A 15968-nucleotide genomic window follows, 5' to 3' on the forward strand; every position below is an offset into this window, starting at 1 on the left:
ACAATGTTTATATTGGTAACATTCAAAGTTAACAATCAATTCCTAAATCGTCTCTATCCCATAATTATTACACAAAGCTTCTAACCCACCTTTAAATCCACTACCTATGCAATTAATTTTCCACTCGTTTTTATATCTATATATCTCAGCTACTACGATGGCTGTTTCTACAGATAAATTCTCATTAAATTTATAGTTTAGAATTTCTTGTTTATTGTCACCCGCTATAATTCTAAAATATCCATCTGATACCTGTCCAAAGTTTTGATGCCGCTCATTTGCTTCATATATAGTTGCAGTAAAAGCTAATTTTTGAATGTGAGGTGGTATTAGATTTAAATCTAGCTGTATGCACTCATTATAAGCTTCTTTAAGATAAGTATTATGATCCTTTTTAATTACTATTCCGCCACAAGTGCTCTTAGTGTTTTCATAAAAAATAAAGTCTTTTTCTGCTGTTTTATCATTTATATCTACCATAAATACCGATGCATCTAAATCAAACTCATTATAACCATTTTTTATTATATTATAGTCTAATGTTACTATTAATTCCGAAAGATTTTTAGCATTCTGATTTAAGCTTAGCTTTTGCCCTTTTGCTAATTTAATGCTTTTTGTAACATCCACAAGTCTTCTTTTTTCCATATTATTATTTTGCTTTAATGTAGCATTTGCTTTAGTCTCGTACCTAATTTTAGGTCGTACATTGTTTTTATTCGTATTCTGATTTGTCCCTATTACTATAGTTGACTTGTTTTCCGGTCTAATTGCGGTCTCAACAGTTAATTTTCCATATTGTTTCTTTTGAGATATTATTTTTTTATTACTATTATCAATATTTATATCCACAAACACGTACCCCCTAATCTATTGAAACATTTAATCCTGAAGCTCTTTCACAAGGCTGGATAATTACAGTTTCACCCTGAGAATTAAACTCCAACATATAGGATTCACCAGATGTTTGTCCAAGAAAGGTTTTCCAATTTACATCCGTTTTAAAATGAGGGTCAGCGCCTGTCCAGCATACTACTGCATCAGGATCTACTACGCAAGGCGACTCTAAAATAATTGGATTTCCATTTGTAGTTATAACTACCTGCGGATTATTAGAAGTGGCTGTTAGATTTGATGTAAACATTCCCTTTTGAGATATTACACCTGATCCCATAAATCTAACTCCATATTTACACCCTTGTGTAAAAGCGAGTAAATTTTCTCCTTCAACTCCTATGCTCTGACCTGACTGCAGTGTAATTATACTAATATGTTGTGCTTTGTCTGCCATATAATAACTGCCCTGCCCATTTACTTTCATAATAGGGATATTCTCACCTGTTAGCTTTCTAGCAGCTAGGTTCATAACAGATTTAAATATACTTTGAGTGTTATTTGTATCTAATAATACTTTTTCTTGAGTAAACCTACCCTTATAAGCCACCATAGCACCTGCTTTTGCGAAAAAGTGTCCATCTCCCTCGGCGACGCAAGTAAGCTCTTGATGATTTCTAAAATTAAACATATATGTTGACTCCTTTCTTAATTTCAATATAACAAAATTTCTAATTATTTAATCTATGTATTTTTGTAAATTTATTTTTTCTAAATTATATGTATAAAGTATATCATAATGTTGTTGTTGATTTATTAATAAATATATTAATAATATTTATTCAATATTCAGTAATTTCTGTGTGTAATATGTAATTATGTATAGAACTATGCTATAATTTGTATTACAATCAGTACTGTTTATAATCTTTAAGTTACTGACTAATTTATTATAATAAATGGAGAACAATTATGCGATATTTTGATAATATTAATAATTTACAAGACATTTTCTTTAAATCCCCTTCAACTTACGGATTATTTTCGTCAAAGGAAGAATTATCCTATTCATTAGGAGCATGTTTATACATGCCAGCATCGCGAGAACATTTACTTAAGGATATTCTTTTAAGTAAAAAAATGGGTGCTCACACTGTCACTCTTTGTCTTGAAGATTCCATATCTTCAAACCAAGTTGTACAAGCTGAAACTAATATTATTAATCTATTTAAGAGTATCAGACTATCGATAAAAGATAACTCTTCTTTTATCGATAGTCTACCCCTTATTTTTATCAGAGTCCGAAATGTTAATCAACTTCAAAAGTTGATTAATGACTCTTCTTTAATTGGCCTTTGTGGTTTTATTTTCCCTAAATTTGATTTTAAACTTGGAGAAAAATACTTTTCTGTACTAAAAGAATATAATATATCTAATAAAAGAACCCTGTACGGAATGCCAATACTCGAAACCCCTAGCATAATTCATAAAGAAACTCGAATAGAAGAACTTACTCGCGTAAAACATATCCTAGATTCTTATAAAGAATATGTTTTAAACATCCGAATTGGCGGAACAGATTTTTCTGGATTATATAGTCTTCGTCGGGGTAAAAATTTCACCATATACGATTTAGCAGTAATAAAGGACTGTATTAGTGATATAATAAATGTCTTTAAACGAGATGATTATGTTATCTCTGGGGTAGTTTATGAATATTATAGCAACGTTTTAGATTTTAATAATAATGTTCTTATTAAAGAAACCCTTTTAGATAGAACCAATGGCTTAACTGGTAAAACTGTTATACATCCAACTCAAGTAAATGTAGTAAATTCTCTTATGGTTGTTTCTAAAGAAGATTATACAGATGCAGTTAATATTATTAGTTCATCACTTGATGGTGTAATAAAGAGCAATTATTCCAATAAAATGAATGAGATAAAACCCCATGAACTGTGGGCTAAAGAAACCTTACTAAAAGCTAAAATAATGGGGGTATTCGAAGATGGAAAATCACACAGAGAATTATTGCAATCAATCACTTCATTACAATATAGATAACAGCTTACAAATATCACTTAATATAAAAGAAAATAAATGTAACATTCCAGTTTCAAAGCTTTTTACAATGTCCGCTAGAGAAAATAAGAAGAGGGATTTTTTGTTTGTAAGTAAGGTTATAGGGAAACATATGCCGATGATTCCAGATACTCTAAAAATTATTGGAGGAATTTTGGCTCGTTTATGGATTAATGAAAGAGAGGACACGGTGCTTTATCCTACTACTGAATTAGTTGATATGCTTATTTCTTTAGATGTCTCACATAACATGGATGCCCCTGTTAATGTCCAAAGTCTACAGGACATTTTAAATACACCCATAAGGCTAGCAAACAAAACTCTTTTTATAGGTTTTGCAGAGACTGCTACAGGTCTTGCTCAAGCAGTGTTTCAAAACTTTTCAAATGCTGCTTATATACATACTTCGCGTGAGAAAATTACTTCTATAGAACCTGCACTGTTTTTTAATGAAGAACATTCTCATGCAGTAGAGCATTCGCTTTTCCCTTATGAAAATGACTTTTTTAATAAATTTTCTGATATAGTTTTAATAGATGATGAACTTACTACAGGTAAATCTGCATTAAATTTAATAAAATGCCTTCCCGGGAAATATTTTGGAATAATATCCATTTTAGACTGGCGAGATGCTAATAGTTATAAAATGTTCATTGATGGAACAAACATAGATGTTAAAGTATGTTCCTTATTAAAAGGCGATATTAAGTGTAGTAAATCAAAAGATATTATTAGCGATTCTATAACCACTCCTCCACCCTCCACTAAATTAATTCCTTGTACAGAGTATGTTTTTCAAATAGCTGAGAGCATTGAGGGCTATAATAAATCCACTGGTAGGTTTGGAATTACCTCTCATGATAATTTAAAAATTTCTGAAGAAATCAATTCAATATCTAAAGTTTTGATAAAAGAAAGAACTACTGGCAATTGTCTTTGCATAGGAACTGGTGAGTTTATATATTTACCTTGTAGCATAAGCTCGAAGCTTGGAGATAATGTTTATTTTCATTCCACTACAAGAAGTCCCGTTTACGCTAGAAATATAGCTTCTTATGGAAATAAAAATAAGATTGCTTTTCAAAGCCCTGAGGATGACACTATAACTAACTACATTTATAATATTCCTGATAATTTCTATACCCAGGTATTTTTCTTCTCTGAAAAACCTTTAACCAAAGAAAAGAAAGAGGAATTAAATAGAATTTTCTCTTATTTTCATGTTAAATCCATTATGTTTGTATGCTGGAAAGACTAATATATAATCCCTTTTAAATTGCTTACAGTAGATAATTTTTTCAATTTTCTTAAATAATATAAAAAAGAGGTGTATTTAAATGAACCAATGTATTTTTTCAGGAAGCTACTCTAAGGAAGATGTTGTATTTCTTCTTAAAGACATATCACACCTTATAGTGGAACAAGATAATGAATTTAGAGAAAATGCTATACAAAGTGGAATCCACTATTCAGAAATGTTACCAATAGAATATACTCCCTCAAAAGAATACATGGACATTTTCTATAGTACCCTTGAGCATTCAAAAAATATACTAGCTTCTCTAGTTTCTATATTAAGCGAGAAAATTATAGAAGCACGCGGTAAAAATATTGTTTTAGTTTCTCTTGCAAGAGCCGGTACCCCTATTGGCATATTAATTAAAAGATATATACAGTTTAAATATAATATAACCGCTCCTCATTACAGTATTTCTATAATACGTGATAAAGGCATAGATAAAAATGCACTTATGTATATATTAAAAAATCACCCCTCAGCAGAAATACAATTCATTGATGGGTGGACAGGTAAAGGGGTTATTCAACATACATTAACAAAAGCTTGCAAAGAATATTCGCAGGAGTTTAATATAACCTTGAATTCGGACCTAGCAGTACTATCGGACCCTGCTCATTGTACCCTCATTTATGGTACAAGAGAGGATTTTTTAATTCCAAGCGCTTGTCTTAATTCTACAGTTTCGGGTCTTGTAAGTAGGACTGTACTTAATCATAAGTTTATTTGCAGTGATGATTTTCATGGTACAAAGTTTTATAAAGAATTAACGTCAGTTGATGTTTCCAATTTCTATATAGATGAAATATGTAACTGTTTCGATGAGCTAGATAATAATTATCTGTATGAGCTATTTAATGACGCAAATGTTACAGAAGTTGCCGCAGATATTGAGTTTGATGGTAATTCTTTAAACTGCAAAGGACTTCGCGACATCGAAAGCATTAGACATAAATTTGACATCAATAATATTAATCTTATAAAGCCAGGAATTGGAGAAACCACACGAGTACTTCTAAGAAGAATTCCTTGGAAAATACTAGTTGACTCCTTTGATAATCCAAATTTAAAGCATATATTTAAGTTAGCCGAGGAAAAGAATATTCCTGTAGAAATATATACGGATATGTGCTATTCCTGCTGTGGCATTATTAAATCTAAAGAAAAAGAAGATATGTAATCAAAGGATGTGTTTTTATGATATTTGCCTCAGACCTTGATAGTACGCTTATATATTCTTCAAGACATTGTAACTTAATTAATGAAGAAAAACTTTTTCCTGTGGATTTTTATAATAGTAAGATGTGTAGTTTTATTACTAAATCCATGCACCATAAACTTGAACATATAAATGCGTCTATGCTTTTTATACCTGTTACCACAAGGTCTACAGAGCAATACACGCGAATGAAATACTTCTATGATGTAATAAAACCTAAATATGCCGTTGTAGCCAATGGAGGTATCATTCTTAAGAATGGTATTGAACTTAAATCTTGGACAGATATAAGCTCTAATAAACTTAAAAAAGTTGTATCTGTTAATAATATGATAAAATTATGTAGTTTCTTTTTACAAAGTGACTTCATAAAATCATATAAAACTTGTGAAGATTTATTTATATACTCTATTGTGGATGAGGACAAACTAGCTAATAACATAACAAACGGGAAAGTGGTTTTAGATTGTTTTGAAGTATTACGCTCATTTTGCAAAGGATATAATTATATCGTATCAAAGCAAGGTAAAAAGGTATATATAGTACCTAATTGTATAAATAAATATGATTCTATAAATTATATAATGCAACTAGAAAATATAAATATGTTCTTTGCTGCTGGTGATTCTCTGCTAGACTACCCCCTAATTAAGCATTCGAATTATGGAGTAGTTCCGTCTCATGGAGAATTACTAGGTAACCTTTTCGAGAAAACGCTCCATAATAATGTATATATTACAAAAGAATCTGGTATATTTGCAGGTGAGGAAATTTTAAATAAAGTACATCAAAAATTCCATGAAATTAACGATATTTCTCAAGATGAAGTATGTTCCTATATTGAATAATACAAAACAAAGCCCACATTATTGATTAAAATCAATAATGTGGGCTTTATCTTTTTATTAACATGAAAATAATTAACAGGTAATTATGCTAGTCTATTTATTTTCATGTGTCTATGTTTCTAAGCTACTTTTTTTCCCTCTATCTCTGATTCTGATTCAATTTGTTGTTCTTTTTTTACAAAAGGCTTCACAATCAATTTTACAACTTCATTTACTACTATTATAAGTGAAGATAAAATGATTATCTTTAACCACATAGTAGCGCTTAAAGACACTGCATTAAAGAATTTTGAAAACACTTCAGTTACAAATATTTGTGTTACTGCTGTAATCATAATTATCTTTAAAAATATAGTGTTCTTTGTAAGGCTAGGAAATATACTATCTGTCCCAAATTCTCTACAATTAAAGGCATTAAATAATGCACTGAAAGCAAATAATGCAAATAATGCTGTTTGCATTTCGTTTGGTCCTGTAATCCCATCTTTAGGGAATCCAGTTCCTAATATGTCAAATTTCATCTGAATCATGATAACACAAGTTATATATAACGCATTAAAAATCATGCTTTTTAACATTTGTTTAGTTATAATACTCGCATTTCTATTTGTAGGTTTTCTGTTTAAAACAGCATCTCTTACTGGTTCTAGTCCAAGTGATAGTGCTGGCGGACCATCCATTATAATATTTACCCATAGAAGTTGTATTGTAGTGAATGGCATTTGGAAGTCAAATACTACAGATAAAATTGCTGTTAAGAATGCAATTATATTTACAGTTATCTGGAATTGAATAAACCTTTGGAAGTTTTCATAAATACCTCTTCCCCATTTAATTCCTTTTACAATAGTTCCAAAACTATCATCTGTTAAAATTATATCTGCTGCATTTTTACTAACCTCGGTGCCGGCTATACCCATAGCTATACCTACGTCTGCTTTTGTAAGGGCTGGAGCATCATTTATTCCATCTCCCGTTACTGCAACTACCTCTCCATTACTTTGAAGAGCCTCAACTATTCTCATTTTTGTATCAGGCTTTGAACGTGCTACTATTGAGATAGTAGTTATTTCATCTTTAAGTTCTTCATCAGACAATGTGTCTATATAAGTAGCCTCTACTGCTCTTTGTTTACCGCTAAGTAATCCTAATTCTTTTCCTATAGCTATAGCTGTATTAATATTATCCCCTGTAAGCATTTTTGTAGAAACCCCTGCTTTTTTAGCAGTTTCTACTGCTTCTTTAACGTCAAGTCTTAGAGGATCTCTTATTCCTACGAATCCCGTAAATACTAAATCATTTTCTAAAGTGCCTTGCTCGGATGCCATAGCTACCTCTTCACTTATATTTCTATATGCAAATCCAAGTACACGCATAGATTTTCTCTGAAGTTTTTCTATTTCATCTAATATTTCTTCTCGTCTTACTTCATCGAGCTCCACTTCCATACAATTAACATGTTCATATTTGCATAATTCTAGAATAATCTCTGGTGCTCCCTTTGTTAATACTGTTGCACCTTCATCTTCTTCTATAACAGTACTCATTCTCTTACGCTTTGAACTAAATGGAATTTGATGAGCTATTTTTACGCTTTGTCTTTCTTGTACATAATCACAAGCATCATTATATAAAAGAAGGGCACATTCTGTTGCACTACCTAAATATTTTACTTCATTTTTATCTTTTTCAATATCTGCTGTTGAATTTACAATGCAGTTATCTATAAAGTAATTATTTCTATCGCTTAATTCATCTCTTGATTTGAACTTGCCATTTAAATAAACTTGTTCTACAGTCATTCTATTTTGAGTAAGTGTACCTGTTTTATCTGAGCATATTACACTTACAGAACCTATTGTTTCACAGGCTTCTTTTTTAGTAACAAGCGCATTTATCTTAGCCATCTTTTGCATAGTTATTGCAAGTGTCATATTTATCATTGTTGGAAGACCTTCTGGAACAGCTGCAACAATTAAAGCAACACATACAACAAAGGCAGTTTTTATTGGTCCCACAGATTCTAAAAAGGCAAATACACCGCTAGTGTTTGGTGATATAGTATTCGCTAGAACCATTTTTATAATCATAATTATAAAAAGTATTGCAGCTATTGCACTTGATACTTTTGAAATCTTAGCACCCAAATCTCCAAGTTTTGCTTGAAGCGGTGTTTCTAAATCACCTTCCTCAAGATTTTTAGCTATTTCTCCCATTTGTGAGCTATCACCAGTAGAAGTAACTACAAAGCTAGCTCTACCATACGCAATAAGTGTTCCCCCGAATACCATATTCAATTGTTTTGCTGGAATAGGATCCTGTATTATTTTTTTATCTTTAGCTTGTATACTTTCCATTTCTATAACAACATCGGAATCTTTGCTTACATCCTCTGATTCTCCTGTAAGCATGTCCTCTCTAACCATTAAATCTATACTACTTACAAGTCTTCCATCTGCTGGCACCATATCCCCTGTCTCAATTGAAACTATATCACCAGGTACCAAATCACTTTTATTCACTTGAACAATTTTCCCATTACGTAATACTTTTACTTCTATATTTTCTGTCATTTTTGAAAGCGCATCTGCAGCTTTTTGTGATTTTCCTTCTGTGAAAATCCCTATACCAATTCCTATTGCTACAGCACATACTATACCAATAGCATCGCTAAACTCTCCTACTAATGCACTAATTACGGCCGCCGCTAAAAGTATTATCATCATAGGCTCCGTTATTGCTTCCTTAACACTATCCCATATCGATCCCTTTTCTTGTTTAGTAAATTCGTTAGCACCATACTTTGCTAGTCTTTCTTTAATCTCAGAACTCGATAATCCTTTACCACTATCAACCTTAAGACTTTTTAAAACTTCTGAGCTCTGCTTATTAAAATATTTCATGTTGTCCACCCTTCTGTAATTTGTTTAATTTTTTTTAAATTAAAATGTAGAAAATGATAAACCTCTCATTTTCTACACCACTAGTATATCTATATGTATATAAATGTAGATATATAAATGTAGATATATAGATATATCTACATTTATATATAATTTATTTAAACTCAGTTTATCTATTGGTATCTTTTTACCATTTCACCTAAGCCAGATGAAGCATCTGTTTCTCCTACTGCTGTAAATTTCCATTCTCCATTACTGCGATAAATTTCAGCAACAAATAACCCCGTTTTACCAGAATATTCTTCCGTTAAGTTAAAACGGAGCATCTCTTTATTGTCTGTTAGATTTACTAAACGTATAAAAGCATTTTGTATCATACCAAAGTGTTGTTTACGCTTAGCTGCATCATATATATTAACCACAAAAACTAGCTTAACTATATTTTGTGGTATGCTTGATAGGTTAACCATAATTTGCTCATCATCCCCATCACCATTTCCAGTAATATTGTCTCCCATATGCTGAACACTACCACACTTGCTTTTTAAATTTCCAAAATAGATCAGGTTTTCTTTTCCCCTTAGCTTATCATTTTCATCAAGCATTAGCACTGAAGCATCACAATCTATGTCTGCTTGCTTGCTTCCAAATAAGCCCCCAAGCAACCCCTTAGATGATTGTTGTACTGGGTCCCATCCAAGTCCCACCATTGTTTTTTTCAAACCAGGATTATCCTTTGTTAGACTTATCCTTTGACCCTTTTGTAAATTTATACTCATTTTTCCCATCTCCTTTAAATATCATTTGTTTCTAATTAATTTAGATATTATATCCTTTTATGCATCAAGACCATAATTTTTACAAAGTGCTGATAGTCCACCTTGGAAACCACTTCCTGTTGCACTAAATTTCCATTCTCCATTATTACGATATATTTCACAAAATATCAATGCAGTTTCTACTGAAAAATCCTCTGATAAGTCATACCTTAAGATCTCTTCATTAGTTTCTTCATTTACAACCCTAACAAAGGCATTAGAAATCTGACCAAAATTTTGTAAGCGAGCTACCGCATCATGTATAGTTACTGTAATTGCAATTTTATCAATGTCTGTTGGTACTTTAGAAAATTCAACAATTAATTGTTCATCGTCTCCTTCACCTTCTCCAGTTCTGTTATCACCGGTATGTATAACCGCTCCTGTTGAATGCTCTAAATTATTATAAAATATAAAGTCCAGATCATTATTGGTTTTTCCATTTGAACCTACTAAAAATGCTGAAGCATCTAAATCAAAGTCGCCTCCACCTGAATATTTATTTGTATCCCAACCTAGTCCTATAATTGCTTTCTTTAAACTTGGGTTACTCTTGGTTAAATCGATTTTTTGACCTTTACTTAAATTAATTGTCATGATTATTCCTCCTTGAATGTTTTTTGTGTTAAATAATTAGTCTACACTAATTCCAAAGTTATTACAAAGTGCGGATAGCCCACCCTCAAAACCACTTCCTACTGCACTGAACTTCCATTCTCCATTGTTACGGTATAGTTCGGCTACTACTACTGCGGTTTCAATGCTATAATCTTCACTTAAATCATATCTTATTAATTCATCATTATTATTCTCATCTAGAATTCTTATAAACGCATTAGAGACTTGTCCAAAATTTTGGCATCTTTGAGCAGCTTCATGAATTGTTACAGTAAAATTAATCTTTTCAACAGATGATGGAACTTTATTTAGTTCAATTCTAATTTGCTCATCATCACCATCACCATCACCTGTTCTGTTATCTCCTAAATGTGTTATAGATCCTGCTGAGTCCTTCGGATTATTATAAAAAATAAAATCATTATCAGATGTTACTTTCCCATTTGATCCAACTAAGAAAGCCGCTGCATCTAAATCAAAGGAAGCTCCCCCATCATATTTATTAGTGTCCCACCCAAGTCCAACAACAACATTAACAAGTCCTGGATTACTTTTAGTTAAATCTACCTTTTGACCTTTTTTTAAACTAATTGACATAATACATTCCTCCTCAAAAATCACTAAAGTGACTATATTAAATCATCACCTAAGGTGATTCAATAGTATGTTATATAGTATTGATATAATTAATTTTACTTGTAAAAAACAAAAGCTTATTGTTAATTATTTCCAAAAATTTAAGTAATAAACATTTCATCTACGCATTTATAAAAAAAACTTTATCGAAGTTTAAATTACATAACATAATTAAACTCCAATAAAGCAACCATCATTATTACTAGTATAACATTATTAGCTACTAAATACTATATTATACATCTGAATATGGTCTACTGTTTTGTATGTTTTTAGTAAATAAGTAGCTATTGAAGGTTTCTTTTTTTAAAGTTTATCTACTAATTTAAAATCTCCTTCTTTACCTTTACTAGGTAAGCTTTCCACATAAACACTTGTGCTTGGAAATGCCATTGAAATTCCTTCTTGCTGTAACATATCCATTATTTTAAAATTAACATTTTCCTTTATTCTAAAGTATTCATCAAAATCTGGTGTATCAGTAAAAAAACATATTAAAATATCTAAACTACTTGAATTAAATTTATCGAATCTAACAAGGATTCCTTCTTTACTAACCTGTGGATGATTTTCTAAAATATTTCTGATCTTATCTACACAAATCTCTAATTTTTCTCTAGATGTCCTATAAGTTAGTTCTAAATTCAAATTAACTCTTCGTTTGCCTCTTCTACTAAAATTTGTTACAGCTTCATTAGTTAATTTTGAATTAGGCACTATTATTAATGCTTGATCAACAGTTCTTATTTTAGTAGTTCTAAAAGAAATATCCTCTATGCTACCTTCTAATGTGTCACTATTAATCCAATCTCCAATAGTAAAAGGTTTATCTAATATTATAAACATACCTGCAATAACATTAGCTGCTGCATCTTTAGCTGCTAGTGCAAAAGCCAATCCTCCTAGCCCAAGCCCCGTAACAAACCCTTGAATGTTATATCCCCATTTTTCAGCGATTATAGTAATGACTAATGCTACTAGTACTAGTCTTAATGTTTTTGCTATAAATGGGAACAATATTTTATCCACTTTTACATCATATGCTTTATGCATTCGCTCAAACAACAGAGAAGATTCTGCAGTGAGGTCATATAGTCCCCAAAAAATTAAAATTATTACAGCGGAACTAAAAAGCTTGTTTATGAATAAGGGATCTATTGGAATTCCTCCCATAGCTAGAATTTTAAAAGCAAAATAAAATCCTAATACCTCAAAAAAGTTAGTTACGGGTTTTTGAAAAGCAGCCACTATTTTTGTATCTGTATCAAACTTTGTTCTATTAACAAATTTTAATATTATTTTAAATACATATTTTGCAAATATCTTTTTTAACAATACAAATAATACGAAAACTAGAATAGCTATTCCTATATATTTTAATTTATAGGATGTTAAATCATTAAAAACATCTTGTATTTTGTCTTTTGCAAAAAAATCAACTATGGATTGAAACAAAATATCACGCTCCTTTTTTTCTTATGTTTATATATAATCATTTTAAGCTAATAATGTTATTTTCTCAATGGATTATATAGGAAGAAACAACTTCTCATTAATATACAACCCTTTAAAAGGTTAATCTAGATGAATTTAGCTAATTTTCTTGTAATGTAATATAAATTAAGCACCCTTAATCAATAGCTATTTATATTTCTATAATGCATATAAAAAACTTCAGGGGATTTAAATTCTCCCTCTGAAGTCATTAATCGATCACCTTAGATACTACTTGAATTGTAAATACTTATTAGTACATTGACTTTATACCGGCCTCATTATTTTTAAAATATCCAACACGTACCCCATTATAACTATTAAAATATGGTGTTTGATTTTCTTTCTCCATATTATCTCCATAATCTATATTTTCTTCATTAAATATATAAAAAAATGAAGTTAATTTTTCTAAATTTCTATCTGCTGGTTTATAAGTCGGGTCAAACACATATGATGCTCTATAATATTTACACGCCATAGATACATCACCTTTATATTCTGAAATAACTCCTAGTAAATTGTACACTTCTGCCGAATGGTCATTTTCAATCATAGCTGCATATAGATTCATATGTGCTAGATCATATTTATTTGACTTTATTTCATTAATAGCTTCTTTTATATTATTTTGAAAAGAACTTTCTTCATTACTATTTGTTAACATATAATCACCTCATGTTATCCCTTCACTTTATATTTATATTTATATTATATTTTATCAAAACCACTATGAATTTGATATTAAGAAAGTATAAAGATAGATCCTGCTGTATAAAGATTATGTTAAGATTTTATATTTTAAGCTACGTTATATTTTTCATAAAAAAAGATGAAGCCAAAAGCTTCATCTTTGAAATATTATTCATCTACTAAACGATACCCTACTCCAACCTCCGTTATGATATACTGCGGCCTAGCAGGATCCTTCTCTATTTTTCTTCTTATATTAGCCATAAATACCCTAAGGGACTGTGTATCATTTTCAAAATAACTTCCCCAAATCTCATCAACTATATATTTATGAGTTAACACACGTCCTGCATATCTTGACATTAGCTCAATTAGTTTGTACTCCATTGGTGTTAAATGTATCTCTTCATCTAAAATTATAACTCTGTGTTTTTCAAACTCTATCTTTAAATCCTTAACCTTAAATACTGACTGCACATCGTTTTGGGACTTATTCTCTCCATTAAAATGTCTAAGTGCCACTCTAGTTCTAGCTAAAAGCTCTGCTACACTAAAAGGTTTGGTCAAATAATCATCTGCTCCTTTATCTAAGGCTTCAACTTTTTCCCTTTCAAGTCCACGAGCCGAAACAACTATAATCCTAGCTTTTGTAGACTCCCTTACTTTCTCAATAACATTAAGTCCATCAATATCAGGTAACCCTAAGTCCAAAATTATTATATCTGGATTATGTGAAAAAACAAGTGTTATAGCCGCATTCCCAAATTCAGTTTCAATGCACTTATATCCCTGTGCCTCAAGCGAAACTTTCATAAATTTTTTAATAGGCTTATCATCTTCAACTATTAAAATCAAAGGCTTCAAATTCATTCCCATCACTCCTTATTGCAGGTAAACTAAATCTAAAAGTTGCCCCACCAGAAGAATTATTTAAAGCTTCCATATATCCACCATGTGTTTCTATTATAGACTTACAAATAGCCAATCCCAATCCTATTCCTCGTTTTTCTAGGCAATTACCTTTAGTCTTAGTATAAAACCTATCAAATATAGTTGGTATATCTTCTTCTGGTATGCCTTTTCCATTATCTGATACTTCAAAAAACACACTGTCTTCCTTTTCTGTAACTTTAACTTCTATAAGAGAATCACTCTGTGAATACTTTATGGCATTATCAATCAAATTAATGAACACTTGTTCTATTAATAATCCATCTACAAATAATATAACCATTTTTTCAGGTAGTTCAATCTTAATATTATGACTTCCTGAAAACCTTGTAACTCTCGATATAGATTCAGCAACAATTTCTTCAACAATCTCCACATCTTTCTTAACTTCGAGCTTACCTTCATCTATCCGTGTCATGCTTAATATATTTTCAACTGAATGTATAAGCCAGTTCGTATCTTCATAAATTATTTCAAGAAGTTCTTTCTTGGTATCATTATCAAGTACATCATAATTATCACTAATTGTAGAAACCGACCCTAATATCCCTGTTAGCGGAGTTCTTAAATCATGTGAAATTGACCTTAAAATATTGCCCCTAAGCCTTTCTGTCTCCGTCTCTAAATTTATCTGTCTTTTCTTTTCGTATAAATCTTCTCTTTCAATAGCTAAAGCAATTTGTGTAGAAACGGACTCTAGAAGGATTTTTTCATTTTTTGATAAGATATTTTCTTCTAAACATGCGATTCCAATAATTCCAAGAATCCTATTTTGTCCTTTAATGGGATGATAATGTCCAAGACTATTTAAGGAAATTTCAGCTCCAATACCAACTGATTTGCCTGTTTTAAAGCATTTTTCAATTGCTCCAACCTCTATATCTGACTTAAAAATATCCCTACTATATTCTCCATTAAGCATATATTCACTTGATTGTTGCAAATTATCTTTATCGTCTACTATAGCTATCATAATAGTTCTGTTAAACATATCGACTAAATTGTCACCACAAAATTCAACTACTTGTTTTTTATTTCTTGCTGTAAGTAATGATTTATTAATTTTATATAAAATTTGCATTCTATTTTCACGTATATAAGATATCCTAGCTTGCGTTTTAACTCTTGAAGTTAGAGTACTTGTAATAATTGCCGCTATAAGCATTATAATAAAAGTTACTGGATAATCAGATCTATAAGCCAGAAAGCTATAATATGGCACCGTAAATAAAAAATTAAATGATAACACACCAATTATCGCAGCCAGTATACCATAAACATATCCATCAGTACTTCTTGATACAAATAATACCCCTAAAATAAATACTATTATTACATTTGATTCATGTAACCCAATTTTTCTAAATAGCAGAGATATTATAGTGGCTAAACTCATAATTACTATGGTTTTAACCACATTAGTAATCATTATTGTTTTAGGTTTGATTTCTTCATAGTCACTATATTCATACTCACTAAAAATTTTGAAAAACCTCTCATCAAATTTGCCTTTTTTCAAACTCCACATCACCTTCCTAATGTATCTAAATATCCTTTATTTAAACTAATCATATC

The 15968-nt window shown here is 30.6% G+C and carries 14 protein-coding genes; 4 read left to right on the top strand and 10 right to left on the bottom strand.

The genetic code is table 11. The features are described from left to right. Positions 1–42: 42 nt before the first annotated feature. The gene (locus ACWJJ7_RS11320; protein WP_462962215.1) at positions 43–852 is read right to left on the bottom strand and encodes a TerD family protein; all 810 of its coding nucleotides are present in this window, start codon (positions 850–852) and stop codon (positions 43–45) included. Between the two features lie 13 nt (positions 853–865). Next, a complete protein-coding gene (locus ACWJJ7_RS11325; protein WP_462962216.1) occupies positions 866–1525 on the bottom strand; it encodes an AIM24 family protein in 660 nt (219 codons plus the stop codon). 281 nt (positions 1526–1806) lie between these two features. Here ACWJJ7_RS11325 and ACWJJ7_RS11330 point away from each other — a divergent pair, with 281 nt between their 5' ends. The 4 genes from ACWJJ7_RS11330 to ACWJJ7_RS11345 all read left to right on the top strand — a co-directional run bounded on the left by ACWJJ7_RS11330 (position 1807) and on the right by ACWJJ7_RS11345 (position 6280). Beyond that, positions 1807–2898, top strand: a complete 1092-nt coding sequence (locus tag ACWJJ7_RS11330; protein WP_462962217.1) for an HpcH/HpaI aldolase/citrate lyase family protein — start codon at positions 1807–1809, stop codon at positions 2896–2898. Beyond that, positions 2843–4174, top strand: a complete 1332-nt coding sequence (locus ACWJJ7_RS11335; protein WP_462962218.1) for a phosphoribosyltransferase domain-containing protein — start codon at positions 2843–2845, stop codon at positions 4172–4174. Before ACWJJ7_RS11330 ends, ACWJJ7_RS11335 begins: the two co-directional genes overlap by 56 nt. A gap of 79 nt (positions 4175–4253) precedes the next feature. Beyond that, positions 4254–5393: a cysteine protease StiP family protein gene (locus tag ACWJJ7_RS11340; RefSeq protein ID WP_462962219.1), complete on the top strand. Its 1140-nt coding sequence runs from the start codon at positions 4254–4256 to the stop codon at positions 5391–5393. 17 nt (positions 5394–5410) lie between these two features. Next, complete coding sequence (locus tag ACWJJ7_RS11345) at positions 5411–6280, top strand: HAD family hydrolase (protein ID WP_462962220.1); 870 nt, start codon at positions 5411–5413, stop codon at positions 6278–6280. Between the two features lie 119 nt (positions 6281–6399). Here ACWJJ7_RS11345 and ACWJJ7_RS11350 read toward each other — a convergent pair whose 3' ends face one another. From ACWJJ7_RS11350 to ACWJJ7_RS11385, 8 genes are all read right to left on the bottom strand, one after another. Then, the gene (locus tag ACWJJ7_RS11350; protein ID WP_462962221.1) at positions 6400–9183 is read right to left on the bottom strand and encodes a calcium-translocating P-type ATPase, PMCA-type; all 2784 of its coding nucleotides are present in this window, start codon (positions 9181–9183) and stop codon (positions 6400–6402) included. A gap of 173 nt (positions 9184–9356) precedes the next feature. After that, complete coding sequence (locus ACWJJ7_RS11355; RefSeq protein ID WP_462962222.1) at positions 9357–9962, bottom strand: TerD family protein; 606 nt, start codon at positions 9960–9962, stop codon at positions 9357–9359. Positions 9963–10019: 57 nt separating this feature from the next. Further along, complete coding sequence (locus ACWJJ7_RS11360) at positions 10020–10598, bottom strand: TerD family protein (RefSeq protein WP_462962223.1); 579 nt, start codon at positions 10596–10598, stop codon at positions 10020–10022. Between the two features lie 36 nt (positions 10599–10634). Further along, on the bottom strand, positions 10635–11216 hold the full coding sequence (locus tag ACWJJ7_RS11365; protein ID WP_462962224.1) for a TerD family protein: 582 nt from the start codon (positions 11214–11216) through the stop codon (positions 10635–10637). 345 nt (positions 11217–11561) lie between these two features. Beyond that, positions 11562–12710, bottom strand: coding sequence for a mechanosensitive ion channel family protein (locus ACWJJ7_RS11370; RefSeq protein WP_462962225.1), 1149 nt, complete (start codon positions 12708–12710; stop codon positions 11562–11564). A 292-nt stretch (positions 12711–13002) separates the two neighbouring features. Beyond that, positions 13003–13416 carry a tetratricopeptide repeat protein gene (locus ACWJJ7_RS11375; RefSeq protein ID WP_462962226.1) on the bottom strand — a complete coding sequence of 138 codons (414 nt, stop codon included), beginning with the start codon at positions 13414–13416 and terminating at the stop codon, positions 13003–13005. A gap of 194 nt (positions 13417–13610) precedes the next feature. After that, complete coding sequence (locus ACWJJ7_RS11380) at positions 13611–14312, bottom strand: response regulator (protein ID WP_462962227.1); 702 nt, start codon at positions 14310–14312, stop codon at positions 13611–13613. Next, the gene (locus ACWJJ7_RS11385; RefSeq protein WP_462962228.1) at positions 14281–15912 is read right to left on the bottom strand and encodes a DUF4118 domain-containing protein; all 1632 of its coding nucleotides are present in this window, start codon (positions 15910–15912) and stop codon (positions 14281–14283) included. The genes ACWJJ7_RS11380 and ACWJJ7_RS11385 overlap by 32 nt, the downstream gene beginning before the upstream one ends. Positions 15913–15968 lie beyond the last annotated feature (56 nt).

The organism is Clostridium sp. CM042 (assembly GCF_055080995.1).

Coding starts and splice junctions, on each gene's coding strand:
- ACWJJ7_RS11350 (WP_462962221.1), bottom strand. CDS start 9,183: ATGAAATATTTTAATAAGCAGAGCTCAGAAGTTTTAAAAAGTCTTAAG.
- ACWJJ7_RS11335 (WP_462962218.1), top strand. CDS start 2,843: ATGGAAAATCACACAGAGAATTATTGCAATCAATCACTTCATTACAAT.
- ACWJJ7_RS11380 (WP_462962227.1), bottom strand. CDS start 14,312: ATGAATTTGAAGCCTTTGATTTTAATAGTTGAAGATGATAAGCCTATT.
- ACWJJ7_RS11360 (WP_462962223.1), bottom strand. CDS start 10,598: ATGACAATTAATTTAAGTAAAGGTCAAAAAATCGATTTAACCAAGAGT.
- ACWJJ7_RS11340 (WP_462962219.1), top strand. CDS start 4,254: ATGAACCAATGTATTTTTTCAGGAAGCTACTCTAAGGAAGATGTTGTA.
- ACWJJ7_RS11325 (WP_462962216.1), bottom strand. CDS start 1,525: ATGTTTAATTTTAGAAATCATCAAGAGCTTACTTGCGTCGCCGAGGGA.
- ACWJJ7_RS11330 (WP_462962217.1), top strand. CDS start 1,807: ATGCGATATTTTGATAATATTAATAATTTACAAGACATTTTCTTTAAA.
- ACWJJ7_RS11345 (WP_462962220.1), top strand. CDS start 5,411: ATGATATTTGCCTCAGACCTTGATAGTACGCTTATATATTCTTCAAGA.
- ACWJJ7_RS11365 (WP_462962224.1), bottom strand. CDS start 11,216: ATGTCAATTAGTTTAAAAAAAGGTCAAAAGGTAGATTTAACTAAAAGT.
- ACWJJ7_RS11375 (WP_462962226.1), bottom strand. CDS start 13,416: ATGTTAACAAATAGTAATGAAGAAAGTTCTTTTCAAAATAATATAAAA.
- ACWJJ7_RS11355 (WP_462962222.1), bottom strand. CDS start 9,962: ATGAGTATAAATTTACAAAAGGGTCAAAGGATAAGTCTAACAAAGGAT.